We start from the raw sequence: 25,191 nt of genomic DNA on the forward strand, positions 1-25,191 counted from the left end.
CAGCCAGAAAGCCCCGACGTGCTCGTCGGCTGCGACTCGCTGCGGTCCTCGTGCCTGCGGTCCTTGCGTCGTCTCGCTCGACGAGCGCGTCGCCCCTTTCAGTCCCACCCGACCGCGACCGCACCGCACCTCACACCTCCCCAGCCGACTGCGCTCCTCAGTCGCTAGCGCTCCCTCCGGTGCTCGCCCCTCGCGCGGATGGCTCGACGCGCTCGCTGCGCTCGCGGTCTCGCGAGCCGCGCGCCACTCGGCTGGTCACCTACCAGTGTTTACAATAATTGTAAACTATTGAGCCGGGGCCGGTCCGACAACCGACCCGCACACCGACGACGCACGGCCACTTCGCGAGTGCAAAGGCACTTGCCGGTCCATCCCCCAGGAGGCACCAATGGACGCGAGGGCGTTGCTCGCCGACCTGGACGGGTTCGAGGGGGAGCCCGGCTCGGTCGCCATCGACGACGAGGACGTGTTCGAGCTGCTGGACCCCGCCGTACAGGAGTGGTGGGTCGAGCAGTTCGGCGAGTTCGTCCCCGAGAACGGCGGGTTCTTCACGCCGCCGCAGAAGGGGGCGATTCCGCACGTCCACGCACGCGAGAACGCCCTCATCTGCGCGCCGACGGGCAGCGGGAAGACGCTGGCGAGCTTCACCGCCATCCTGAACGAGCTGTTCGCCAGAGAGCGCGAGGAGGGCCTGGAGAACTCGGTGTACTGCCTGTACGTCTCGCCGCTGAAGAGCCTCGCGAACGACATCCACCGGAACCTGGAGGAGCCGCTGTCGGGGATCCGCCAGGTGGCCGAGGAGCGCGGCGAGCCCGTCGGCGAGGTGCGCCACGCGATCCGCCACGGGGACACCGACCAGACCGAGCGCCAGAAGATGCTCGAGGAGACGCCGCACGTGCTGAACACGACGCCGGAGACGCTCGCAATCCTGCTGAACGCGCCGAAGTTCCGCGAGAAGCTCCGGACCGTGGAGTACGTCGTGGTCGACGAGATCCACAGCCTCGCCGAGAGCAAGCGCGGCACGCACCTCTCGGTGTCGCTGGAGCGACTGGAGGCGCTGGCGGCGGAGTCCCCGACGAGGATCGGCTGCTCGGCGACCATCGACCCGCTGGAGGACGTGGCCGAGTTCCTCGTCGGGAACGACGTGCCGGACGAGCCGGACGCCGAGGACGGCCGCGGCGGCTTCCCCGACCCCGAACCGCGAGACTGTGAAATCGTCGACACCCGGTTCGCCCGAGAGTTCGACCTCCAGCTGACGTGCCCGACGGACGACCTCATCGACACCCGCCGGGACGTGGTCACCGAGCGGTTCTACGACCAGCTCCACGACCTGATCCAGGAGCACACGAACACGCTGGTCTTCACGAACACCCGGTCTGGCGCGGAGCGCGTGCTCCACCGGCTCCGCGAGCGCTTCGACGGCTACGACGAGGAGAACTCCGGCTGTCACCACGGCAGCCTCTCGAGGGAGGTCCGCGAGGAGGTGGAGTCGAAGCTGAAATCCGGCGAGCTGGACGTCGTGACGTCCTCGACGAGCCTCGAACTCGGCATCGACATGCCCCACGTCGACCTCGTGGTGCAGGTCGGGTCGCCGAAGTCCGTCGCCGCGCTCCTCCAGCGCGTGGGGCGGGCAGGGCACCGCGTCGGCCAGACCGTCACCGGGAGAGTCGTCGCACTCGACCGGGACGAGCTCGTCGAGTGCGCGGTGATGCTGAAGAAGGCCGACGAGGGGTTCGTCGACAGCGTCGACGTCCCCGAGCGTGCACAGGACGTGGCCGCCCAGCAGGTGTACGGCATGGCCATCGCGGACATCCGCCCGGAGCGCGAGATTCGGCGCATCCTCCGGTCGGCGTGGCCCTACCGCGAGTACGGTGAACACGAGTGGGAGCAGCTGCTGGCCTACCTCACCGCCGACTACGACGGGCTGGAGGAGAAGAACGTCTACGCGAAGGTCTGGCGCGACACCAACGACGCGCCGTCGGGCGAGCACCACTACGAGGAGTACCCCGTCGGCGAGCATCTCATCGGGAAGCGCGGCCGGCTCGCTCGGGTCATCTACATGACGAACGTCGGCACCATCCCGGACTCGTTCACCTGCGACGTGTTCACCCGGGCGGGCGACGAGTGGGTCGGCCAGCTCGACGAGTCGTACCTCGACACCCTCGAACCCGGCGACGTGTTCGTACTGGGCGGCCAGCACTTCGAGTTCCGCTACCGACGCGGCTCGAAGGTGTACGTCGACCCGACCAGCGCCGCGCCGACCGTGCCCTCGTGGTACTCGGAGCGTCTCCCGCTCTCGTACGACCTCGGGCGGGAACTCGCCGCGTTCCAGGGCGAACTGCTCGACAGACTGTCGGCGGGCGGCGCACCGGCGGTCCGCCACTGGCTCCGTGAGTTCCCCCTGGACGACAACACCGTCCGCGCCGTCACCCGGATGTTCGAGGAGCAGGTGGCCTACGCCGGCCCCGAGAGCGTCAGCACGCCCGACCGGCTCGCCATCGAGGAGGTGGTCGACCGGAACGACTACGAGCGCCGCTACCACGTCCACTCGACGTACGGCCGGCGGTTCAACGACGGCCTCTCGCGGCTGCTCGCCTACCGCTGTGCGCAGGCGACGAACGCGAACGTCTCCGTCAGCGTCGCCGACAACGGGTTCACCCTCTCGATGCCGCTGAACCGGAAGGTCGACCTCGTGGGCATCGTCGAGAGTCTCGACGCCGGCGACGTGCGCCCCGACCTTCGTGCGAGCCTGCAGGGCACCGAACTGCTCCAGCGCTACTTCCGCATCGACGCGACGCGATCGCTGATGATTCTGAAACGCTACAAGGGCTACGAGAAGTCCGCGAAGCAGCAGCAGGTCTCGAGCGAGATGCTGCTCGGCTTCGCGGAGGAGCTCGACGAGTTCGCGGTGATGGAGGAGACGTACCGCGAGATCCTGGAGGACAAGCTCAACGTCGCCGGCGTCCAGGCGGTCGTCCGGGGCATCGGGGCCGGCCAGATACAGGTCACTCACACCCGCGTCGAGTCCCCGACACCCCGGGCGTTCGGGCTCGCCACGCTGTCGGCCAGCGACGTGGTGCTCGCCGAGGACGAGAGCGCCGTCCTGCAGGAGTTCCACGACCGCGTCGTCGAGGCCATCGGCGCCGAGGCTGGCGGCGTCGACGACCTCACTGGCACCATCGAGTAGTCAGGCGGGGGTGCGTCGCGGGACTGGGCCCCTTACGGCGTATTCTCGGTCGCTACCCCATCATACCCGTCGAGACGATGGGGCAGTTCACCGTCGCCGCGTTGCTGTTCAGGATGTTCGCGGCGTTGGCCGATTCGAGGTCCATCACGCTCTCGAAGTCGGCGTTGTCGTAGACCGCGACCTGCCAGAGCGGCGAGTAGCCGTCGTCCCCGGGGAGCGTGGCGACCACGTTGTGGGTCTGGCTGCTCCCAGTCTCGGTCACGAATCCAGAGGCGGGACCGCCGCCGTCCATCCCGGGGTTCGTGTTGAACGTCACGAAGATGGGCGACAGCGGGACAGAGCCGCCCATCGTCGTCAGCGGGGCCTCCTCGAAGGTGAAGTAGTGGACGACCTGCCCGTCGTACCAGCCCTGGACCAGCCCGGTGTCGCCGTCGCCGCCGCGCTTCGTGGCGGTCGAGCCCTCGGGGACGATGGGGCAGTTCACCAGCGTGTCGGTCTCCTCGATGCTGTAGTCGCCGTCCATCAACGTGCCGGCGCTCGTGATGGTGTTGGCGGTGTAGTCCGCCGGCACGGTCACGCGGTGGACGTGCCAGAAGTCGTTGTAGCCGTCGTCGCCGGGAACCACGTCGACGACGTTGAGCTGGCCCTCGACCGGCGAGTCCTCGCCCTCGCGGAACAGCACGTAGATCGGTGCCGGGCTGGTCGACTGCACGTCGAAGTTGTAGTACTCGACGGGCTCGCCGCTCGGGCCGAGCCCCCGGGTGATGAACGGTGCCTGGTCGAAGTCGATGGCCTCACCCGGGCCGGGCAGCCCGTTCTCGTCGCTGCGGACCATGAGCGTGCCGGCGTCCTCGCTGAAGCGGTCGATCGTCGGGCGGGGTGCGGAGGCGGGGTCGGTCGGCTCAGGCTCCATCATCCCCTCGTCGGTGGTCATCTCGTCGTCGGTCATGCCGTCGTCGGTCATGCCGTCGGTCATCCCATCGTCGTCGCCCGCGTCGCCGCCGCCGAGACAGCCCGCGAGGGCTGCGAGTCCGGCCGCGCCAGTCAGGGTGACGAACGTCCGTCGGGTCGGGTCTGGGTTCGACATCACATCCGTCCGGGACGACGAACCGGTAAAAGAGGATTTTTCGAGTTTCGAGCAGAGTCTCTACAGAGTGGTTGGGAACTGGTTCTAGAATCAGGCTCGATTCAGACCGCCAGGTCGGGGGTTTCGCGGTGGCCGGTCAGCCGACCCGCGACGAACCCGAGCAGGTAGCCGTAGGCGACGTGGGTGACGATGGACGTGACGACGAACACCGCGAGGTCCATCCCCGCGTAGTGGGTCCCGAAGGCGACGACGAAACCGGTCCAGAGCACCAGCGAGAAGACGATGCCCTGCTGGGCACGGGTCCTGCCGGGCAGGTACGCGCCGAGCGTTGCGAACGTGAGCGGCCAGGCCAGCGCGCCGGCCCCGAGGAACATCGCCATCCCGAGCGCGACGTTGTTCGCACCGACACCGGCCAGTTCGGCGAGGGTCGCGAACACGCTGATCTCCGGCGCGTATATCGCGTTCACCGCGAGCAACACGCCCGTCATGACGGTCGTGCCGACGATGCCGCCGGCGACCGCGCCCACCGCGGCCCGGAGCTCGTCCTCCCGTTCGGCCGTTCGGTCGAACCCCTCGCTCTCCTCTTCTGCACCCGAGTGACTGCTTGCCATGTCACGACGTACCACCGCCACCATGATAAACGATTGGCCGTTCGGGCGAATGTGTTCGGCGGGTCGTTTATCCGGCGAACCGGCCCGCTCAGCCGGTCACACCCCGGACGACGTCGAACGCGTCGGTCCGTTCGAGCATCGCGGGGAGTCCGAGGACGGCGAGGACGGTCGCGCCACCGACGACGAACTGCGCCACGGGACTGGTCTCCAGTGCGAGCCTCGTGGCGACCAGGACGACCGCGAGCACGACACCGACACCGAGCAGGAACGACCGTTCGGCGCGACTGCGGTCCGACGGGATCGGCCGTACCGTCCGGCAGGCCCAGACGCCGGCCAGACAGGAGCCGAGCACCGCCACGGTCTGCGGGTCGGTGTCGGAGACGACGACGGCCGGGACGGCGACGACCGTCCCCAGCGCGTAGCCAACCACCGGCCGGTCGCGCCAGAGCAGGTGGCCGAGCGCGAGGACGCCCAGCCCGAGCGCGGCGCCGACGAGCACGTCACCGAGGTAGTGGACGCCGAGGACCACGCGGGAGAGCCCGACCGAGACGGCCACCAGACCGGCCGCGAGGGCCTTCGGCGGCTCCGCGAGCCAGTCGAACTCCAGGGCGAGCCCGCCGTAGACGACCACGCCGGCGATCGCGTGGCCGCTCGGGAAGCCGTAGCCGTCCTCCGCGATCAGCATGACCGACTCCGGTGGCCGCGGCATCGCGAAGAGCTCCTTCAGGAACAGCACGAGCGCGAACGCGAGGAACGCGTACCCGACGACCGTCGCGGTCTCCTCCCGCCGGTAGCCCCAGTAGACGAGCGCCAGGAGCAGCGTCAGCAGCCCGGGGTTGCCGAGCGCGGTCACGGCCGCGTAGACGTCGACGAGTCCGTTCGGGAACGCCGACCGGATCGTCTCGCTCGCGGCCTCCATTCGAACCATATCGTGCACGTTGCTCGGGGGTGAACTGAACGCTTTCGCTTCAGCGGTCCGCCCAGTCGACCATCCGGGCGTACACGTCGTCGGTCGCGAGCGTCTCGCCGTCGCCGACGAGGACGAGCGACCGTTTCGCCCGTGTCAGCGCGACGTTCACACGCCGGTAGTCCTCGAAGATGGGGCTGTCGAGGTCGCCCGAGGCGACGAAGGAGACCACGATCACCTCCTTCGCGGAGCCCTGGAACCGGTCGACGGTGTCGACGGCCACGTCGTCGGGCACGTCCCGGGTGATCTCCGCGACCTGCGCCCGGAACGGCGCGATGACGCCGATCTCCTCGGGCTGGAGACCGGCTTCGAGGAAGGCGGCGACGACCCGGCGGACCTCCGCGGCCTCGACGGCGTCGGTGTGGCGGCCGTCGTCGCCGGGCGTGTCGACCATGGAGACGCCGCCCCGGAGCTCATCGGGGAGCAGGCCCACGTCGACGTGGTCGAGGTCGGTCAGGGAACGGGCGGCCACCTCGCCAGTCGCGGGCCGGAGCTGGCCGTCGTAGAACTCCCGAGACGGGAACGCCTGGATGCGCTGGGACATCCGGTACTGGCGGTCGAGCAGCACGCTGGCCTCGGGATGGGTGTCGATGAGGCGTTCGAACAGCGATCGCGAGAGGTCCGTGTCGGCGCGGACGACCGGCGGGAGCTGCTGGTGGTCGCCGACGAGGACGAACCGGTCGGCCAGGTTGACCGCCGCGAGCGTCCCGGGCTCGGTGAGCTGGCCCGCTTCGTCGACGAGCGCGACGTCGAACGCCTGCTCGCGCATCACCGTCGAGCCGCAGGTGGCAGTCGTCGCGGCGACGACGCTGGCGGACTCGAGCGCTTCGGCGCGCTCCTGTGGGTCACCGTGACGCCGGAGCCGGAGGTCCTGCATATCGTCTCGGACGCCAGACTCCGTGCCGATGCGGACGATGTCGCCGAGGTCGTCCTCCTCGAAGCCCGCGTCCCGGATGGCCTCCAGCGCGTTGTCGACCGCGCGGTTCGTGAACGCCGAGAGGAGGACGCGCTCGCCGCGCTCGACCATCGCCCGGACGGCCTGTGCGATGGTGTAGGTCTTGCCCGTCCCCGGCGGCCCGTGGATGAGCGCGCAGTCGTCGGCGGTGACGGCCAAGCGGACCGCCTCGTCTTGGGCGTCGTTGTTGTCGACGAACGTCTCGTCCGTGGGCTCGAACGTCGGCGACTCGCGGCCGAACAGCACGTCCTTCCGGCGCTCGTCGCCCTTCAGCAGCGCATCGTGGACCGCCGTCAGCAGGCGCGAGGGGCCGATGTCGGAGGGGTAGACGTCGAGCCGGTGGACGTCGACGGGCTCGTCGGCGGTGAGGACGATCTCCTCGTCGCCGAGCCGCTCCACGGTGGCGAGCTCCGAGTGCCCCCGGATGGGGTCGCCGTCGCTCGCCAACACGTAGTCGCCCTCGCGTATCTTCGAGACGGCCGCGGAGGTGCGCCGGGCCGTCAGCTCCCAGCGGCCGGCGGGCAGTTCGCGCTTCGCGACGGGTTCGAGGTCGACCAGCGCGCGGTCGTCGTCGGCCCGCTCGGCCGCGGTCTGCCGCCAGAGCTTCACGAACTCGTCGTGGGCCGCGTCGCGCTCGGCCTCGATGGCGTCGTAGGTGCGCTCGAAGTACGCGCGCTCGTCCTCCGGGATGGCGGTGCCGATCTGGCCGGCCTTGGACTCCTGGTTCAGCCGCCCCGAGACGACCATGCAGGTGTCCTGCTCGAAGCAGTACTCGCAGTTCGCGTCGGCCTCGTAGCCCGTCGGCACGTCCGCATCGAACTCCATCGCGGCGATCTCGTTGCGGGCGCGGACGACGAACTTGAGGAGCCCCGCCCCGATGGAGAACTCCTTCGCCGGCGAGAAGTCGCCGGTGAACTCGTCGCGGTCCAGCGCCTCGTTCTTCGTGTAGAGGAGGGTGCCGGTGTCGGCCGGGACGCCGCGCTCCTGGAGCAGGAGCGCGTACGCGGCGGCCTGTATCTTGTCGTGGAACCGCGGCTCGCTCTTGAGGTTCTTCCCGGTCTTCAGCTCGACGGGCTGGCCGCGACGGATGGCGTCGGCCCGTCCCTTGATGCCGAACGTCTCGGAGACGAGCAGGCGCTCGGAGCGCCACTCGTCCTCGTCCGCCAGTCGCCCCTGCTGGAGCCAGCCCGCGATTGCCTGTGCGTTCTGGGCGACCTCGCGCTCCACGTCGTCGGCGGCGTAGCCGAGCAGGCCGAGTTCCAGCGCCTGCTCCGCGACGCGGTCCGACACGGCCTCGTCGAACTCCCGGCCGCGGAGCAGGTCGCCGAACACCTCGTGGACGACGGTCCCCTTGATCACCGGGTAGGCCAGCGGGACGCTGGAGAGCTTGTTCAGGTAGTACATCCGGGGGCACTGCACCCACTGGCGCACGTCGGTCACGTTGACGAGGAAGTCCGGCTCGACGACGACGTACGAGTCACCGGTGGTCGAGAACCGCAGGCCGCCCTCGTACTCCTCCTGCTTCGGTTCGGTGACCAGCAGCTCCATCCCGGGTTCCAGCACCGCGGCGGTCTCGGTCCAGCGCCCCCACAGCGTGACGGTCGTCGGGGTGTCCTCGGGCCGCTCCAGGCCGACCTCCACGAGCTCGCTGGTGCCGTGGCTCGTGTTCACCGACCGCTCCTCCCCGACCGTCGTGACGATACCGCGAACGCTCACGCTCTCCTCTCGGTCGTCACCCCTGATAAACGCTGGCTCCGAGGGCTGCGTGTCGTGTGCCGTGTCGGGGTTTGATATGGACCGCGACAGAACCGTGCGCCCATGTCACAGTCGGACGGCGGCGTCCCGGTGCTCACGCCGGTCGCCGACGCGCTGGAACGGGTCGTGTTCGCGCCGTGGTACCGCTGGTTCGTCCGCGGGCTGCTCATCGCGGCCGCACTGGTCGGCGTCGTCCATCTCGTTCGCGCGACCACCGACGCGCTCGCATTCTCGGCCAGCGGCACGCGCATGCTCTCACAGCTCACGAGCGTCGTGGTCACGCTGTTCGCCCTCGCCGGCGCGCTCCAGCTCCTCCTCGTCGCCCGCGGAGTGCGCCGTCGCGAGGAGACCGTCGCCGAGTCGGCCGCCGGCGTCGAGCAGTCCGCCGAGGAGGTCAAGACCGCCGCCGAGGAGCTGGAGGAGACGGTCGAACAGAGCGTCGAGGAGGCCGGCGCACCCGAGGAGACCGCCGAGGAGATCACCGAGCGCGCGAAGCAGGTCGAGGAGCAGGCCGACGAGGCGAAGGAGACCGTCGAGGGCGTCAAGGAGGAGCTGCACGGCCCCGAGGAGACGGACGACTCCTGATTCCACGTCGCGAACACCGAATTCTGGCTACTGTCGACGGAATCCGCTGACACTGATTCTCGTAGAAGTTCGACGGCACCGAGACTCATCACAACTCTCGGGCACCGATACGTTCTTGCGACAGAGCGAACTAGCACCGGTATGCGCGTTCGAGACTGGGACGACATCGTCGCGGACGTGGTCGAGTCGGGTGCGGAGCCCGAGGGCTGGTGCGCGGTCGCCGGCGACCGGGCGAACGGCCTCGGCGAGGACCTGTATCTCGGACACCCGAACAGCGGCGTCTTCCACCTGAAGACGTACGCGAAGAACCCCTTCGAGGTGCACGGCGTCGGGACGCAGGTGGCCCGACGGCTGGACGACGAGCTGGAGCCGCTGTTCCCGACGAAGACCGACGGGAGCCGGTTCGCGGTGCAGTCACCGCCCGAGGACGAGGACGAGGCCGAAGACGCCGCCAAGCGTCTCCAGGCGGTCGTGGAGGCGCACGCCGACGCGCCGACGACGCCCGGGGACTTCTTCGACGACGTGATGGACGCTCTCGACAGCCCGGCGTTCGGACCGATGGAGTTCGACAACTACGACCGCCCGGAGGGGCTGGACGACCTCGCGACGACGTTCGAGGACGCCGAGGACGTCCTCAACACGGAGCTGGACGAGGTCATCGAGGCGGACGAGGTCGACCGCGGCTTCCAGTGAGGGGCGGGCTCCGGTGCCCCATGGCCCGGAGACGTTGGCGGTCGCCGAACCCGGGAACGGGGGTTTCAAACCCGCCGGGGCCGTTGCTCAGGGTATGACTCCCGAGGAGACCGTTCTGGACTACTACGAGGCGCTGCGCCGGGGAGAGCCGCTGTACTCGTACTTCGTCGAGCGCGCGGAGACGTGGAAGGCGGCGATCAGCACCGAGTACAGCGGCTACGACGCGGTCAGCGAAGCGCTCCGCGAGCAGACACGGACCACCGACGAGTGGACCGTCGAGAGCAAGGCGCTCTCGGTCACCGAGCACGAGGAGCTGGCGCTGTTCGACGACGCCGTCCGCATGGCCTGGACCGACACCCGGACGGGCCAGCGACACGGCTTCGACTCGCGCTGGAGCGGCGCGCTCGAGCCCGTCGACGGCGACGACGAGGAGTGGGGGTTCGTCCAGATGCACGTCTCGGCACCGCGGACGCTCTGAGATGGTCGGGCCATCGATGACCGACGAGGACCGCGAGAGTGGGATGCAGCGCATCCGGTACACGTTCGTCGCCATGGTCGCCGCATCGGGTGCGCTCGTCGCGCTCCAGGCGGAGGCGTCGCTGGCCGTCATCGCGCTGGCGGCGGTCGGCGGTGCCGTCGCGGGCGCGGTTCTGTGGTGGTACCTCGTCAGTGCGTTCCAGTCGGCACAGCGGGAGACCGAGTCGCGGTCGCGGCGATAGCCACCAGTTCGGGAAGGCTGGTCAGATACCCATCCGGCGGACCCACGCGCCGGGGTCGTCGAGTTCGTCGTCGGTCGGCAGGTTCTCCGGGCCGTCCCAGACCGCGCCGGCGGCCTCGACGCCACGGAGGGCGGCGACGCCCTCGAAGAACTCCTTGCCGCGCTCGTACTGCTGGCGTTTGAGCCCGAGCCCGAGCAGCCGCTTCGCGAGCTTCGAGAGCGGGCCGCCGCCCTGTCTGCGGGCGTCGACCTTCGCGCGGAGGTCGGCGTACTCGTCGTCGAACGCGTGGTCCATCAGCAGCTCGGCGTAGCCCTCGACGACGGTCATCGCGACGTTCATCTCGCGGAACGCCTCGCGGTCGAGACCGCCGTGGGAGAGGTCCTCGAGGCCCTCCTCCATGCGTTCCTCGAGGTACTCCGAGAGCCACGGCGCGGCCCCGAACTCGGCGGCGTGGGTCACCTCGTGGAAGGCGATCCAGCGGCGGAACCGGGGGAAGTCGACGTGGAGGTCGGCGGCGACCTGTCGGATGTTCGGGTGGACGAAGTAGAGCGCGTGGTCGGCGTCGATCTCCTCGGCGAGCAACAGCGGGTCGTACTGGCCGAGGACGTTCCGCGCGAGGAAACCGAGCATGAACGACATCGTTCCGGTGTTGACCGCGCGAGCGACACCGGGGAGGAAGTCGGCCTGCTGTCCCTCGAGGGGTTCGAGCACGCGTCGGAAGGTGGCGACGTTGGCGTCGATCCAGTGGTGCCGGTGCTGTATCTCGATGGTGTCCGGCACGTCGAAGTCGATTCCCGCGACCTCCCTGACGCGGTCTCGGGCGTCCCGCACGTCGGTCGCGTAGCCGCTCCGTTCGGCTGGGGTCAGGTCGACCGACCCCGGCTCCGTGCCGGCGCGGGCCGCCTCGACGACGGCGTCCCAGTCGATGGCACCCTCGCCGCTCCCGGAGGATGCGACGGCCCGGACGCTATGAAAGAGGTTCACAGGGCCGGGTTGGGACCGCGCACGCAAAACTTTTCTGTGTAATATGCTGCCCGTTACTCCTCGATTTCGACCATCTCGGGCTCGAACTCGTCGGATTCTCCCTCGTCACCGCCGCCGAGCAGCCGCTTGACGCCGACCCCGAGGAGCACGAGCACGACGAAGCCGACCAGGACGGCCACGGGGTTCGGTCCCGGGAGGCCGGTGGAGTCCTCGTCGTCGCCCCAGTCGATGTCGACCTCGTCGCCGGTGTCGGCCTCCTCGAGGGCCTCCTCCGCATCGTCCTCGTCCCCGCCGAACGTCGGACCGAAGCTCGTGTCGCCGTCGAAGTGGAGTTCGAACAGTGTTAGCTCCATACGAATCAGTTCTTCGACAAAGGACTTAGCGGTTGTGCCTCGGACGATAGCCATCCGGTCGGTGGCAGTCAGGTCGGCCACCCTGGCACGTGAGCGGACCGTCGGGTTCAAACGGGGGCCGTCCTATCGACCCGTATGGACGACTCCGAACGCGAGTTCCTGACGGAGCTGCTGGAGACGCCGAGCCCGTCGGGCTACGAGACGCGCGGACAGCGGGTCTGGGTCGAGTACGTCGAACAGTTCGCCGACGAGGTACAGACCGACGCGTACGGCAACGCGGTCGCCGTCGCCGAGGGGAGCCCGGACGCACCGTCGGTGGCCTTCACCGGCCACGCCGACGAGATCGGCTTCAGCGTGAACCGCATCGACGAAGACGGGTTCCTCCACCTCGCGCCCATCGGCGGCTCCGACCGGACCGTATCGAAGGGCCAGCACGTGACCGTCCACACGGGCGACGGGCCGGTGTCGGGGGTCGTCACGCAGACCGCCATCCACCTTCGGGAGCGCAACGGCGACGAGTTCGAGGATATCACACAGCAGACGGTCGACATCGGAGCCGAGGACGGCGAGGCGGCCCGGGAGACCGTCGAGGTCGGTGACCCCATCACGTTCTCGAGCGGCGTCGAGGACCTCATGGGCAGCCGTATCGCGGGTCGGGCCCTCGACAACCGCGTCGGCACCTGGGCGGCCGCCGAGGCGCTCCGACGGGCCGTCGAGGCGGGCGTCGACGCGACCGTGTACGCCATCTCGACCGTGCAGGAGGAGGTCGGCGCGCAGGGCGCGAAGATGGTCGGCACGGAGGTCGACGCCGACGCGGTCGTCGTCGTCGACGTCTCCCACGTCTCCGACTACCCCGGGGGCAAGGCCGACAAGGCGGGCGACACCGAGCTGGGCGGCGGGCCCATCGTCGGCCGCGGGGGCGCGAACCACCCGGTCGTCGCGCAGGCGGTCCGGAAGGCCGCCGCCGACGCGGACATCGACGTCCAGTTGCAGGCCGACCCGAACGCCGGCGGCACCGACGCGCGCTCGTTCTACACCGCTCGCGGCGGCGTGCCGACGCTGAACCTCGGGGTCCCGAACCGCTACATGCACACGCCGGTCGAGGTCATCGACACCGAGGACCTCGATGCGGTCGCCGACCTGCTCGCCGCGTTCGCGGGCCAGAGCGCCGAGTACGACTCGTTCGCGGTCGACGTGTAAATCGGGCGACAGGCCGTCCGCGACTCGGTACGTTTATGAACGCGTCGGCAGGCCGTGTGAGTATGAGTGAATCGAGTGGCCGACCGCTTGACGTGCTCGAAGCCTCCGTCGGCGAGCAGGTCACGGTCCGACTGAAAGGTGGCGAGGAGTACGACGGCGAGCTCACGGGCTACGACCAGCACATGAACCTCGTCCTGGAGCGAGACGACAACACAACCATTATACGCGGCGATAACGTCGTTTCGATAACTCCATGACTGGTGCAGGAACCCCCTCCCAAGGTAAGAAGAACACCACGACGCACGTCAAGTGCCGACGGTGTGGCGAGAAGTCGTACCACGTGAAGAAAAGCATCTGCTCCTCGTGTGGCTTCGGCAAGTCCGCCAAGCGGCGCGACTACGAGTGGCAGTCGAAGGCCGGCGAGTAACTCCCGATTCTCACTCGCGTTCTCAGATCGGTGAGCCGCGGCGTCGTCGTTCGACGGCACGAGCAATCGACCCGCAGCCCCGTTCCTATACACGATTGTGCATATTCTACCGGCGACAGTCGGCCAGTAGAACACAACCACGGGGATTTTTACCGTCCGGTACCTGACCCTCTCACATGACACACGGGTCGGGGCAGGCCCCCTACCGGAGCGGGCCGACCGAGAAATGTGGCGTCGTCGGCGTCGCGCTCGACGACCGCGCCGCCGCGAGGCCGCTGTACTACTCGCTGTACGCGCTCCAGCACCGCGGGCAGGAGTCCGCGGGCATCGTCACCCACGACGGGTTCCAGCAGCACGACCACGTGGCGATGGGCCTCGTCGGCGACGCCTTCGACGAGGCCGACATCGAGCGGCTCAACGGCGAGTCCGGCATCGGCCACGTCCGCTACCCGACCGCCGGCAGCGTCGACAAGTCCTGCGCCCAGCCCTTCACCGTCTCGTTCAAGTCCGGCTCGCTCGCGCTCAGCCACAACGGCAACCTCGTCAACGCCGACGAGATCCGCGACGAGCTGGCCGGGATGGGCCACGCCTTCACCTCCGACGGCGACACCGAGGTCATCGCCCACGACCTCGCGCGGAACCTGCTGGAGGCCGACCTCGTGCGCGCCGTCAAACGCACGATGAGCCGCATCCACGGCTCGTACTCGCTGACCATCATGCACGACGAGACCGTCCTCGGCGTGCGCGACCCCGAGGGGAACCGTCCGCTCTGCATCGGCGAGCTGGAGGACGGCTACGTGCTCGCCAGCGAGTCCGCGGCCATCGACACGCTCGACGGCGACCTGGTGCGTGACGTCGCCCCCGGCGAGCTCGTCGTCCTCCACGAGGACGGCTCGGGCTTCGACTCCTACCAGCTCGTCGAGCGCGAGAACACCGCGCACTGCTTCTTCGAGCACGTCTACTTCGCCCGCCCCGACTCCGTCATCGACGACGAGCTCGTCTACGAGGTCCGACGCGAGCTCGGCCGCAACCTCTGGGACGAGTCCGGTATCGACACCGACGTCGTGATGCCGGTTCCCGACTCCGGGCGCGCGTTCGCCTCCGGCTACGCCGAGGCCGCACAGGAGGCCGGTGCCGGCACCGAGTTCGCGGAGGGACTGATGAAGAACCGCTACGTCGGCCGGACGTTCATCATGCCCACCCAGGACGAGCGCGAGCGCGCCGTCCGCCTGAAGCTCAACCCCATCAAGTCCACCGTCGAGGGCAAGACGGTGACGCTCATCGACGACTCCATCGTCCGCGGGACGACCTCGACCCAGCTCGTCCAGCTGCTCAAGGACTGCGGCGCGGAGGAGGTCCACATGCGCATCGGCGCGCCGCCCATCGTCGCTCCCTGCTACATGGGTATCGACATGGCGACCCGCGAGGAGCTCATCGCGGCCAACCGGGACGTCGACGACATCCGCGAGGCCATCGAGGCAGACTCGCTCTCGTACCTCTCCATCGACGCCGTCGCAGACGCCCTGAACCGCTCGCGCGCCGACCTCTGTCTCGGCTGTGTCACCGGGGAGTACCCCTACGACATCGAGGGCGAGGCCACCGACCGCGAGGTCGAACGGCCGGTCATCGACGGACAGGACCTCGCCGCGGACGACTGAGGCGGGACCGCGTCCATTGCTACCACACGTTGTCACTCGTTTAAGAGCTGTGGCGTCCGACGTTCTCCCATGCCCGGAGCAGTCTTCCTCGAAGGCGACCGCGTCGACCTCTGTACCATCGAGACGGAGGACGCGGAATTCGTCACCGAGGCGCTGAACGACCCCGAGGTACGGGTCCCGCTCGGCATCGCCGAGCCGAAGAACGAGACACAGCACGAGGAGTGGATCGAGGAGCAGGTGTCCAGCGACGAGGGCTTCAACCTGCTCGTCGTCGCCGACGACGAGCCCATCGGCGTCATCAACTCGAACTGGCTGAGCGAACGCCACGGCCACGCGGTCATGTCGGCCTGGCTGGCCGCCGACGCCCAGGGCGAGGGCTACGGCGCGGACGCCACCAGCACGTTCATCGACTTCCTCATCGACGAACGACGCATGGAAACGGTCCGCGCGGAGGCGTTCGCGTTCAACGAGAAGTCCAACGGGATGCTGCAGTCCATCGGCATGGAGCGCGTCGGCACCATCCCGAACTGGGCGTTCGTCGACGGCGAGCACCACGACTCGCACATCTACGCCGTCACGGCCGAGCAGTGGCGGAACCGGCACTGAGCGCCTCGCTCGTTCAGTAGACGCTCGCCGGCACCAGGTACAGCAGCACGTAGACGACCGTGCCGAGGACGAACGAGATCAGCCACAGCGGGGCGGCGATCCGCCCGATCTTCGGGTGCGCCGTCTCGGAGAGCTCGCTCATCGGCCGGGTCACCGCGAGCAGGAGCACGTAGTACAGCAGCGGGATGCACGCGATGGCGAGTACCATGTGGATCGCCAGGATGGCGAGGTACGCGAGCTCGGCGACACCCGAGCCGGGGAACGAGTTCGGTCCCTTCAGGGCGACCTTGTAGAGGTAGAGCGCGAGGAAGGCGACGAACAGGACCGTCGCCGTGAGCATCAGCTTCCGGTGGCGGTCGTACCGTCCTTGCTTGATGGCCCGGAGGCCGGCGAGGATGACGACGACCGCGACCACGCTGATGACCGCGTTCACGTGCGGGATGGCATCGAGCACCCACCCGGGTGCGGCCGGCAGCAGCGCCTTCGGGATGAGCTGTCGCGCCGCACCGAAGACCAACGCCAGCGAGACGACGGAGAGGACGGCTGTCACCGCCGGGACGTTCCGCTTGACCGTCTGTTGCATACCCGGCCCTCGGGGCGGGACGCCCAAAGCCGTTACTCAGTGGACTCGACGACGAGCGTCCCCGTCATGCCGAGTCCGACGTGGGGCTCGCACTCGAACTCGTACCGGCCGGGGACGGTGAACGTGTGTTCGTACTCGAAGCCGGCATCCTCCGTCGACTCGTGACCGGTCCAGTCGGCGTCGGCCGGGCTGGCCGTGACGACGACGTTGTGGTTGTCAGACGCCCAGCGGAACGTCACATCCGTCCCCGAATCGACGACCGCGGTCGCCTCGGTGCCCGGCGCGAAGACGTACTCCCCGCCGGGGCCGACCTGTATCTCCGGCGGTGCCTCGCTCCCGAGACAGACCGTGTCGTCGACCTCGTTCGGGCCACCCGCCGGCGGCTCACCCGATGCGTTCACGACGATGGTCCCGTCCATCCCGAGACCGGCGTGTGGGTCGCACTGGAACTCGTAGGTCCCGAGCGTCTCGAACGTGTGCTCGTACTCGAAGCCGGTGTTCTCGGTCGGCCGGTGGCCCTCCCACCCGGCGTCCCGCGGCACGTGTCTCGGGTTGACGTTGTGGTTGTCCGACTCCCAGACGAACCGGACCGTCGTGCCGGGCGTGACGTACAGCGGCTCCTCCGTGCCCGGGTCGTAGACGAGATCGCCGTTCGGGCCGACGGTGACGGTCTGCGTCGGCTCCGGGTCGGCGACCGACTCCGCCGGCTCCGAGCAGTTCGGTGGCTCCTGCACCTCGAGCGTGGCTGTCGCCCCGAGCGAGGGGTGTGCGTCGCAGTGGAACGAGTACGTCCCGGCGGTCTCGAAGGTGTGGCTGTGGACGAACCCCTCGTCCGCCGCAGACGGGTGTCCCTCCCAGGCAGTCCCGTCGGGTGCCTCGTCGACCGCGATGCTGTGACCGTCCGAGCGCCACTCGAACGCGACCGTGTCGCCGACCAGGACGGTCGCCGCCTCGGCCGTCCCGGGCTCGAAGGTGTAGTCGCCGTCGGGGCCGACCGCGATGGTCTGGTCGGCTTCGATCGCGTCGCCGGGGGTCGAGGTGTCCGTCCCGGTCGGTTCGGTGAACTCACCGTACCCCTCGTGTTCGCCACAGCCCGCGAGCCCGGCCGTGAGCAGGAGCGTGGCACTGGTTCGGAGGACGGTTCGTCGTCGAGGGCTGTCGTGGTCGTCCATCTGGCGGGCCTCGTTTCCGGGAACCACCGGCGTAAAAATAAGGCTGCTGTTCGTCGGACGGTCGTCGTCCTCAGTCGCGTGGTTCGACGAGGAGGACGCCGCGCTCGCCGAGGCTCTCGTGCGGCTGACAGACGAACTCGTAGCGACCGGTCGCCTCGAAGGTGTGGGTCCGCTCGTGGCCGGCGCTGTATACGGTGCCGTCCTCGTTCGTCCAGGTGGCGTCCTCGGGCATCGTCTCCATGTGGACGTTGTGGTTGTCGGACTCCCAGACGAACGTCACCTCCGTCCCGGGCGGAACGCTCACCGGCCGCTCGGTGCCCGGCTCGTACACGAACTCGCCGTCGGCACCGACGCTGATCTGGGCGGTACCGTCCTCGCCCAGACGGATCGGCTCGTCGGAGCTGGGCTGTTCGGTTCCGGTCTCGGGCGGCTGGCCGGTCTCGTTGACGACGACCGTCCCGGTCATGCCGATGCTCCGGTGTGGCTGGCAGTGGAACCGGTATTCGCCCAGGGTCTCGAACGTGTGTCGGTACTCGAACCCCTCGTTCTCGACGGTCCCGTGGCCCTCCCACGTCGCCCCCTCGGGGATCTGTTCGACGGCGATGTTGTGGCTGTCTGAGGCCCAGTAGAACAGGACCTCGGTCCCGGGCGTGACGTACACGGGCTCGTCGGTCCCGGGCTCGAAACGGAAGTCGCCGTCGGGGCCGACCTCGATGACCGCACTCGCTCTCGACTGGCCGCCGTCACCGCTTTCGTCGTCCGTCGTCGATTCGGCCTCGGACGCGTTCTCTGTCGTCGTCGGTGGCTCGGTCGTCGGTTCCGCCGTCGGCGTGGGCGTGTCCGTCGGCGTCTGCGTCGGGTCACCGCCGGAGGACTCACTGCAACCCGCCAATGCGCCGAGAAGGAGCGTCGTGCCGGTCGCTTTCAGTACTGTGCGCCGTCGTGTCGCTGGTTCGTTGTCGGAGTTCTGCATCGGGGACCTGACCTCGCTTCGGTACTCAGGTCGCTGATAAAAATACCCCCGAACGTGTTCCCAGCCGCTGGGAACCGGACCGGGCGGTCCCCCTGAATCGTCAGGTCCGACACCGACGGCGAGCTGGCGTTCCGGACCAGCACGCTGTCCGGGATCAGCTCCTTCCCGAAGCTCGGCCCGGCCCAGAACACCGACAGCGACTCGTGCCCGGTCCGCTCGAAGAACGTCACCGTGATGCGGTGGGTGCCCGCCTCCAGATCGATGGTGCCGGACTCCTCCTCGTACGGGTGGGTGCCGTCGTTGTCCACGACGACCTCGTTCCCGATGGTCAGCCGGCTCCCGTCGTCCGACCCCGTCCAGAACGTGTACTGGCCGTCCTCGGGCACCTCGACGTAGCCGGTGTAGCGGACGGCGAACTCGTCGTCCTGCTGTCGCACCGAGATGTCGAAGTTGGTCACGTCGCCCGAATCCACGACCGGCTCGCTGTCGAAGTTCGGCAGGCTGTTCCAGTAGCCCTCGTAGTACTCGTACTCCAGTCCGGCTTCGGTGCTCGTGGGCGAATCCGGTGCGCGGAGGTCCTCGACGGCGACGGTCCGGCTGGTCGAATCGCTCCGGCCGCTCGACCCCTGCACGGTCAGGGTGACGGTCCTGTCGCCGTCCGACGTGTACTCGTGGTCGACCGTGGGGCTGCTCGTGGTCGTCGTCGTGCCGTCGCCGAACGCCCACTGGTAGGACTGGACGCTGCCGCCGTCGTCGCGGGACGACCCGGCGTCGAACGAGCAGTTGTAGCCGACACAGCTCACGTCGAAGGCGGCCTCGGTCGACGGCTGGGTGTAGAGCGCGCTCGCCGGGACCGCCTGCTTCCCGAAGCTCGGTCCCTCCCAGGAGACGTCCAGCACCTCGTTGCCGGTGTGCTCGAAGTGCGTGACGGTGATGGGGTGCAGCCCAGCAGAGAGCGTCACGGTGCCCGAACGCTCCTGTGCGCCGTGTAGCCCCCGGTTGTCGACGATACGGTTCCCGTCGATGTACAGTTCGCTCCCGTCGTCGGAGGTCGTGTAGAACGTGTACTGACCGTCCTCCGGAACGTCGACGTAGCCGACGAAGCGGAACGCGTACTCCGTTCCCCGGTCGCGGAGCGAGATGTCGAACGTCGGCGTCGAGCCGGTCCGCTTCGGCGTCTCGCTCGCGAAGTTCGGCATCGAGCTGTACTGGCCGCTCGCCTCGTAGTACTCGTAGGTGAGCCCCTGCGCGACCCCGACCGAGGGCGCGGCGTCGGTCGGCACCCGGTACTCGGCGAGGATGGCCGTCCGGCCGTCGTCGCCCGGCGCGTCCCAGACCACGCGGACCGTGTCGCCCCGCTGGAACGCGCTCGGGTACGTCTCGTTCCCGCCGACCGGGCTGTTCGTCGCGTTCAACCGGAACGTCTCGCCCGCGCGCAGCTCGAAGCCGTCACGCCCCGTCCACGTGTAGTTCCGACGCGTCCCCCCGTCGGCCGGGACCACCTGGATGGTCACTGCCTCCGTGTTCGCCTCGGTCAGCGACTGGCCGCCGCTGTGGGACACGTCGAGCACCCCCGTCTCCGCGTCGTACCGGAACTCGAACTCCGCCTGGGGCGTCGGTTCCCCGAGCACCCCCGTCAGGCTCGTCCCGGTCAGGAACACCGCGCCCGCCGCGACGAACGCGATGGCGACGATGAGCACGACCGCGATCTGCGAGTTCAAGCCCCGCTCGTCCATTCCCCCATCACCTGTCTGGCTGGAATTGTCTTGGAGACTACAAAAGTCGCGTGGCCGTTTCGAGCCGCGTCGCTCCGCGACGGCGTTCGGATTCAGCAAGCTGAATCCTCACCGGCGGACCGCTACAGGACAGCGCCGTCGCTCTCTGGTTGGTGCGTCGGAAAGGATTATGCGTGGGTGCTGTCCGTCAGGAGAGCACCCGCATCGTGTTGTGGCCGAGTTGGTGGCCACCTGTGCGATGCGTGGGACCGGATTTGAACTTCCGTCGTTCCGCTTCGCTTCACGACGACGTTCGGATTCAGCAAGCTGAATCCTCACCGGCGGACCGCTACAGGGGAGTGCCGCCGCTCTCTGGTTGTTGCGTCGGAAAGGATTATGCGTGGGTGCTGTCCGTCAGGAGAGCACCCGCATCGTGTTGTGGCCGAGTTGGTGGCCACGCATGCGATGCGTGGGACCGGATTTGAACCGGCGGACCTCTACAGGACAGCGCCCTCAACGCTGCGCCGTTGGCCTGGCTTGGCTACCCACGCTCGCTGTGTCTTGCTGCACTCCTGCGTTTTACCGGGATAAATAAAAGCGTGTCCTTTTGCCGCCGCCGGAGGGAGTGGTAGCGACGGACAGGGTGCGTGACACAGAACAGCAAAGCGAGGTATTCAAATGTGCGCCCACGGTAGGGGAGCGTATGGCGAAGTACTCGACGGGTGACTCGTCGGGTGGTGGCGACGGGGACACCTGCGAACTCTGCGGTGCGGCCAGCGACCGACTCCGGATGGCGAACGTCGCCGGAGCGGAACTGGAGGTCTGTCCCGACTGCGCCCCGCACGACGACGCCCAGAAGACGACGAGCGGTTCGAGCGACGACGGCAGCAGCCGCGACCGCGGCGAGCGCAAGCGCAACGCCGCCAAGAACACGGCCCGCACCTCCAACTGGGACGGCGACACCTCCCACTGGGAGGAGGGTGGGACGAACTACGACGACGACCAGCTCCCCTACCTCGTGAAGGACTACGGAAAGCTCCTGACCGAGGCCCGCCAGGACGCCGGCCTCCAGCGCGACGAGCTCGCCGACGAACTCGACGCCGACGAGGCCGACATCATCGCCGTCGAGCAGGGCCGGGCGGCCCGGGCCGGCATCGGCGGCGGTCTCATCGCGAAGCTGGAGGACAGACTCGACGTGCAGCTCTCGGAGTCCTGAGGGACCGCTAGTTCTCGTTCTCACGCCTTCGAGCAGCGGCGACGGAAAATCTGGTGTCCCGCTACTCGTACAGCGGGTTCGCGGCACAGAGGTCCGCGACCGTCTCGCCGACCTCGCTCTTGACGCTCTCGTCCTCGGGCGCGTCGATGACCTTCTTGATGCAGTCCGCGACGACCCGGAGGTCGTCCTCGTCGAAGCCACGCGTCGTGAGCGCGGGCGTGCCGATGCGGATGCCAGAGGGGTTGAACGCCGAGCGCGTCTCGCCGGGGACGGTGTTCGCGTTCAGGACGATGCCGGTGTCCTCCAGGGCCTCCTCCGCGTCGCCGCCGGTGGTGTCCGGGTGGGACGGCCGGAGATCGACGAGCACGAGGTGGTTGTCGGTGCCCTCGGAGACGAGGCTGAAGCCGTTGTCCTGGAGCTGGTCGGCGAGCGCCTTCGCGTTCCGGACCGTCTGTTCGGCGTACTCCTCGAAGTCGGGGCTCAGCGCCTCCTTGAAGCCGACCGCCTTGCCGGCGATGTTGTGCATGAGGGGGCCGCCCTGCCCGCCGGGGAAGACGGCCTTGTCGATGTCCTCGGCGTACTCCTCGTCGCACATGACGATGCCGCCGCGGCCGGCGCGGATGGTCTTGTGCGTCGAGCCGGTGACGAAGTCCGCGATGCCGACCGGCGAGGGGTGTGCGCCGCCGGCGACGAGCCCGGTGATGTGGGCGATGTCCGCGAGGTGGAGCGCGTCGGCGGCCTCGGCGGCCGCCTGGATGCGCTCCCAGTCCACCGTGCGCGGGTACGCGGAGTAGCCCGAGACGACGATGTCGGGCTCGAACTCCTCGGCCATCGCGTGGAGCTCGTCGTAGTCGATGTAGCCGGTCTCGGGGTCGACCTCGTACGACTCGACCTCGTAGAGCTGCCCGGTGAAGTTCGCGGGGTGGCCGTGGCTGAGGTGGCCGCCGTGGCTCAGCTCCATCGAGAGGATCTTGTCACCGGGGTCGAGCATCGCGAAGTAGACCGCCTGGTTCGCCTGCGTGCCGGAGTGGGGCTGGACGTTGACGTGCTCGGCGCCCCAGAGCTCCTCGGCGCGCTCGATGGCGAGGTTCTCGACCTCGTCGGCGTACTCACAGCCGCCGTAGTAGCGCTTGCCCGGGTAGCCCTCGGCGTACTTGTTCGTCAGGGCCGAGCCCTGCGCCTCCAGGACCGCCTCGGAGACGTGGTTCTCGCTCGCGATCATCGCCAGCGTCTCGTTCTGGCGTGTGACCTCGCCTGAGAGGGCGTCTGCGACCGCCGGGTCGACCTCGCGGACGTGCTCGTAGTCCATGCGAGAAGACCCGACCGGTTCGGGCATAAGTGTACTCGTCTCCGGGCGATACTGCCACCGAATCTGTACTCACGTGTGGGTCCCGATACATCTAACTGCTATTAGTTACATCTACCAACGCGAATGATAGAGTGGGAGGTGACGTCCACCGGGCTCCGGGTTGTCGACCCAGGGAACTCGGAGTTCACGGTCGAGGGGCCGAACCTCTCCGTGACCGGCGACGGCGTCTCGCTCCCGCGGCCGGTCGACGCCACGCTCTCCTGTCGAACCGCCGAGGTACGGTTCCCCATCTCGGTGGTGTACGTCGCCTCGGAGTCGAGCGATGCCACCTACGAGCTGGAGAACGACACCGGCCCGCTCGAGCTCCCGACCGGGGAGTACATCGTCGACCTGGACACCGACATCAAGACGTACCTGCGCGCGGACGGGCCGCTCGCGATCTCGAAGACGCCGGACTTCGAGGAGGTGGTGGTCAGCTTCGCCGAGGAGACGGACGTGACGCTGGGGTTCCGGAGTCGGAACGTCCGACCGTCGGGGAAGATGGTCGTCCCGCCGACGCCGACGGGGCTGGCGGTCGCGCTCAGTCACCTGCCGTCGTCGCACAAGACCACCGCACCCGACCGGACGTACCCGACGTTGCGTGGACACCCGCCGCTCGTCGAGACGGGCGACACCGTCGAGGTCTCCTCGACCATCCGGGACGCGACGCCCGACGTCGGCATCGAGCTGCTGGTGCCGCCGTCGTTCGAGGAGCTGTACGTCACGGCGCCGCTCGCGTACTACCTGCAGGCCGACGTCGAGACGGTTCCCGACATCGAGGCGCCGATGCTCTGTGCGCCGGGTGCGGGGATCCGCCACGACCTCGGCACGATGCCCGACCTGGAACGGCGGACGACGCGGCTGCTCCGGAAGACGTTCTTCCTCGACTGCCTGGTCCGCAACGCCGGCCCGTACGGGACGAACCTCGCCGAGGAGAGCCTGCTCGACGCGCTCGGGCTCGACGCCGAAGCGCTGTACCACGGGACGCCGGTCGATCGACTGGAGACGTACCTCGACGTACCGTACGCCGCACTCGAACACCGGCTGCCCGACTGGCACCTCTCGATGTACGTCGAGCCGAGCGCGGAGACGCTCGAGACCATCCCGTTCCTGCTCCACGACCTCGCGGCCATCTACATGCCCCGCACGTCGGAGCTGGAGGGGTCGGAGCTGGTCGAACGCTCGCTCGACGACTTCTACCGTACGACCGGCCCCGGCGAGGTCGCGTCCGTCGATGTCGTCAAGCCGGAGCTCCGGGCGGGCCGGGTCCACGGCTGGCTGGCCGACGGCGTCCCCATCGACGTGTTCAAGTGCACGCCGGCGGCGTACCGGAACCGGCTCTCACTGCTCGACCGGCAGCACGAGACCGCCGAGGTGACCGTCGTCCTCAACGACGAGAAGATGGACGACGAGCACATCGACGTGGGCCGGATCTACCGCGAACACGCGACCGACCTGCCGCTGTCGGTGAACGTCGTCGACCACCTCGGCACCGCCGAGCTCGCGCGCGTGTTCGAGGACGAGAACGACTTCGTCCACTACATCGGCCACTGCGAGACGGACGGCCTGCGCTGTCCCGACGGCTACCTCTCCGCGAGCAGCCTCTCGTCGTGTGGGACCCAGACGTTCTTCCTGAACGCCTGTGGCTCGTTCCACGAGGGGATGGAACTCGTCGAGAAGGGCGCCGTCGCGGGCGGGGTCACGTTCACGCAGGTGCTCAACGACCACGCCGTGAAGGTCGGTTCGGCGTTCGCCCGGCTGCTCATCCACGGCTTCTCGTTCGAACGCGCGCTCCGTATCGCTCGCGGGCGGATCATGATGGGGAAGGACTACGCCGTCGTCGGCGACGGCACCTACACGCTGACCCAGACGAAGAACCGGCTGCCGACGACCGCCGAACTGGAGCGGCTGGACGACGACCGGTTCTTCCTCACGTTCGACCAGTTCTCGCTCCAGCACGCCGGCAGCTACTACCACCCGTACGTCGAGGGCAACGAGTACTCCTACCTCTGTGGGAACGAGTCGGAGTTCGCCCTCTCGAAGGCATCGTTACTGGACTTCCTCGAACGGGCGGACACGTCGGTCATCTACGACGGCGAGTTCTGCTGGTCGGACGACCTCCACGCACAGATACTCGAGGAGTGAAATCCTCTCCGCGCTGAAGGCCGGGGCTCTCTCCTCGAGACTCCGGAACGGCTCAGGGTCCCGTGTACGGGCTGCTTCCTTTGTCGAGGCTGTTCGTCGAGGGTCGGTCGAGGGTGGGGGTGCGACGTCGCATCTGAGACTACACCATCGTGTCCCCCAGTCTAACTTATAGATTGTGGAGCCCCCGGTCGTGTCGGGTAGACAGAACATATCTTCGACCATCGAAGCGAGAGCGCGTCGTTCCCTTCGAAC

General features: G+C 68.5%; 23 protein-coding genes and 1 tRNA gene. 12 read left to right on the forward strand and 12 right to left on the reverse strand.

Going from position 1 to position 25,191, the window contains the following annotated elements:
• Nucleotides 1-388: 388 nt before the first annotated feature.
• Nucleotides 389-3,187, forward strand: coding sequence for an ATP-dependent helicase (locus ACSG06_RS06065; protein WP_440989370.1), 2,799 nt, complete (start codon nucleotides 389-391; stop codon nucleotides 3,185-3,187).
• A gap of 52 nt (nucleotides 3,188-3,239) precedes the next feature.
• On the opposite strand, the gene ACSG06_RS06070 is transcribed toward ACSG06_RS06065, so the two are convergent.
• From ACSG06_RS06070 to ACSG06_RS06085, 4 genes are all read right to left on the reverse strand, one after another.
• Nucleotides 3,240-4,274, reverse strand: a complete 1,035-nt coding sequence (locus ACSG06_RS06070; protein ID WP_440989371.1) for a hypothetical protein — start codon at nucleotides 4,272-4,274, stop codon at nucleotides 3,240-3,242.
• Nucleotides 4,275-4,375: 101 nt separating this feature from the next.
• Entirely contained in the window at nucleotides 4,376-4,885 is a 510-nt protein-coding gene (locus ACSG06_RS06075) for a DUF6789 family protein (RefSeq protein WP_440989372.1), read from the reverse strand.
• An 88-nt stretch (nucleotides 4,886-4,973) separates the two neighbouring features.
• A complete protein-coding gene (locus ACSG06_RS06080; RefSeq protein WP_440989373.1) occupies nucleotides 4,974-5,813 on the reverse strand; it encodes a phosphatase PAP2 family protein in 840 nt (279 codons plus the stop codon).
• Between the two features lie 40 nt (nucleotides 5,814-5,853).
• Nucleotides 5,854-8,523 carry an AAA domain-containing protein gene (locus ACSG06_RS06085; protein WP_440989374.1) on the reverse strand — a complete coding sequence of 890 codons (2,670 nt, stop codon included), beginning with the start codon at nucleotides 8,521-8,523 and terminating at the stop codon, nucleotides 5,854-5,856.
• Nucleotides 8,524-8,625: 102 nt separating this feature from the next.
• On the opposite strand from ACSG06_RS06085, the gene ACSG06_RS06090 reads away from it, so the two are divergent.
• The 4 genes from ACSG06_RS06090 (at nucleotide 8,626) to ACSG06_RS06105 (ending at nucleotide 10,559) form a co-directional block, all read left to right on the forward strand.
• Nucleotides 8,626-9,147 (forward strand): hypothetical protein, encoded by a 522-nt coding sequence (locus tag ACSG06_RS06090; RefSeq protein WP_440989375.1) that lies wholly within the window; start codon nucleotides 8,626-8,628, stop codon nucleotides 9,145-9,147.
• Between the two features lie 141 nt (nucleotides 9,148-9,288).
• Nucleotides 9,289-9,840, forward strand: coding sequence for a hypothetical protein (locus tag ACSG06_RS06095; protein ID WP_440989376.1), 552 nt, complete (start codon nucleotides 9,289-9,291; stop codon nucleotides 9,838-9,840).
• 94 nt (nucleotides 9,841-9,934) lie between these two features.
• Nucleotides 9,935-10,318, forward strand: a complete 384-nt coding sequence (locus ACSG06_RS06100; RefSeq protein ID WP_440989377.1) for a nuclear transport factor 2 family protein — start codon at nucleotides 9,935-9,937, stop codon at nucleotides 10,316-10,318.
• A gap of 1 nt (nucleotide 10,319) precedes the next feature.
• Nucleotides 10,320-10,559 carry a DUF8527 family protein gene (locus ACSG06_RS06105; protein WP_440989378.1) on the forward strand — a complete coding sequence of 80 codons (240 nt, stop codon included), beginning with the start codon at nucleotides 10,320-10,322 and terminating at the stop codon, nucleotides 10,557-10,559.
• Nucleotides 10,560-10,580: 21 nt separating this feature from the next.
• On the opposite strand, the gene ACSG06_RS06110 is transcribed toward ACSG06_RS06105, so the two are convergent.
• Both ACSG06_RS06110 and ACSG06_RS06115 read right to left on the reverse strand, forming a co-directional pair.
• Complete coding sequence (locus ACSG06_RS06110; RefSeq protein WP_440989379.1) at nucleotides 10,581-11,543, reverse strand: Rv3626c family coenzyme F420 biosynthesis-associated protein; 963 nt, start codon at nucleotides 11,541-11,543, stop codon at nucleotides 10,581-10,583.
• Between the two features lie 53 nt (nucleotides 11,544-11,596).
• Nucleotides 11,597-11,896: a hypothetical protein gene (locus ACSG06_RS06115; RefSeq protein ID WP_440989380.1), complete on the reverse strand. Its 300-nt coding sequence runs from the start codon at nucleotides 11,894-11,896 to the stop codon at nucleotides 11,597-11,599.
• A gap of 135 nt (nucleotides 11,897-12,031) precedes the next feature.
• On the opposite strand from ACSG06_RS06115, the gene ACSG06_RS06120 reads away from it, so the two are divergent.
• From ACSG06_RS06120 to ACSG06_RS06140, 5 genes are all read left to right on the forward strand, one after another.
• Entirely contained in the window at nucleotides 12,032-13,096 is a 1,065-nt protein-coding gene (locus ACSG06_RS06120) for a M20/M25/M40 family metallo-hydrolase (protein WP_440989381.1), read from the forward strand.
• Nucleotides 13,097-13,158: 62 nt separating this feature from the next.
• Entirely contained in the window at nucleotides 13,159-13,353 is a 195-nt protein-coding gene (locus tag ACSG06_RS06125; protein ID WP_440989382.1) for an LSM domain-containing protein, read from the forward strand.
• Nucleotides 13,350-13,523 (forward strand): 50S ribosomal protein L37e, encoded by a 174-nt coding sequence (locus tag ACSG06_RS06130; protein ID WP_440989383.1) that lies wholly within the window; start codon nucleotides 13,350-13,352, stop codon nucleotides 13,521-13,523. The genes ACSG06_RS06125 and ACSG06_RS06130 overlap by 4 nt, the downstream gene beginning before the upstream one ends.
• A gap of 176 nt (nucleotides 13,524-13,699) precedes the next feature.
• The gene (gene purF / locus ACSG06_RS06135) at nucleotides 13,700-15,181 is read left to right on the forward strand and encodes an amidophosphoribosyltransferase (protein ID WP_440989384.1); all 1,482 of its coding nucleotides are present in this window, start codon (nucleotides 13,700-13,702) and stop codon (nucleotides 15,179-15,181) included.
• 69 nt (nucleotides 15,182-15,250) lie between these two features.
• On the forward strand, nucleotides 15,251-15,787 hold the full coding sequence (locus tag ACSG06_RS06140; protein WP_440989385.1) for a GNAT family N-acetyltransferase: 537 nt from the start codon (nucleotides 15,251-15,253) through the stop codon (nucleotides 15,785-15,787).
• A gap of 13 nt (nucleotides 15,788-15,800) precedes the next feature.
• Here ACSG06_RS06140 and ACSG06_RS06145 read toward each other — a convergent pair whose 3' ends face one another.
• The 5 genes from ACSG06_RS06145 to ACSG06_RS06165 all read right to left on the reverse strand — a co-directional run bounded on the left by ACSG06_RS06145 (nucleotide 15,801) and on the right by ACSG06_RS06165 (nucleotide 20,781).
• The gene (locus ACSG06_RS06145) at nucleotides 15,801-16,370 is read right to left on the reverse strand and encodes a DUF420 domain-containing protein (RefSeq protein WP_440989386.1); all 570 of its coding nucleotides are present in this window, start codon (nucleotides 16,368-16,370) and stop codon (nucleotides 15,801-15,803) included.
• A 32-nt stretch (nucleotides 16,371-16,402) separates the two neighbouring features.
• Complete coding sequence (locus ACSG06_RS06150; protein WP_440989387.1) at nucleotides 16,403-17,542, reverse strand: plastocyanin/azurin family copper-binding protein; 1,140 nt, start codon at nucleotides 17,540-17,542, stop codon at nucleotides 16,403-16,405.
• A 70-nt stretch (nucleotides 17,543-17,612) separates the two neighbouring features.
• Complete coding sequence (locus ACSG06_RS06155) at nucleotides 17,613-18,515, reverse strand: plastocyanin/azurin family copper-binding protein (protein ID WP_440989388.1); 903 nt, start codon at nucleotides 18,513-18,515, stop codon at nucleotides 17,613-17,615.
• Entirely contained in the window at nucleotides 18,467-20,251 is a 1,785-nt protein-coding gene (locus tag ACSG06_RS06160; RefSeq protein ID WP_440989389.1) for a PA14 domain-containing protein, read from the reverse strand. The genes ACSG06_RS06155 and ACSG06_RS06160 overlap by 49 nt, the downstream gene beginning before the upstream one ends.
• A gap of 445 nt (nucleotides 20,252-20,696) precedes the next feature.
• Nucleotides 20,697-20,781, reverse strand: a tRNA-Leu gene (locus ACSG06_RS06165).
• Nucleotides 20,782-20,933: 152 nt separating this feature from the next.
• On the opposite strand from ACSG06_RS06165, the gene ACSG06_RS06170 reads away from it, so the two are divergent.
• Complete coding sequence (locus tag ACSG06_RS06170) at nucleotides 20,934-21,446, forward strand: helix-turn-helix domain-containing protein (protein ID WP_440989390.1); 513 nt, start codon at nucleotides 20,934-20,936, stop codon at nucleotides 21,444-21,446.
• A 61-nt stretch (nucleotides 21,447-21,507) separates the two neighbouring features.
• Here the strand turns inward: ACSG06_RS06170 and glyA are convergent, their stop codons facing one another.
• Nucleotides 21,508-22,755, reverse strand: a complete 1,248-nt coding sequence (gene glyA / locus ACSG06_RS06175) for a serine hydroxymethyltransferase (protein ID WP_440989391.1) — start codon at nucleotides 22,753-22,755, stop codon at nucleotides 21,508-21,510.
• Between the two features lie 123 nt (nucleotides 22,756-22,878).
• Between glyA and ACSG06_RS06180 the strand changes: the two genes are divergently transcribed.
• The gene (locus ACSG06_RS06180) at nucleotides 22,879-24,939 is read left to right on the forward strand and encodes a hypothetical protein (protein ID WP_440989392.1); all 2,061 of its coding nucleotides are present in this window, start codon (nucleotides 22,879-22,881) and stop codon (nucleotides 24,937-24,939) included.
• Nucleotides 24,940-25,191 lie beyond the last annotated feature (252 nt).

Origin of the sequence: Haloarchaeobius baliensis, assembly GCF_052060055.1 — an archaeon.
In the GTDB taxonomy this organism is placed as follows: Archaea; Halobacteriota; Halobacteria; order Halobacteriales; family Natrialbaceae; genus Haloarchaeobius; species Haloarchaeobius baliensis.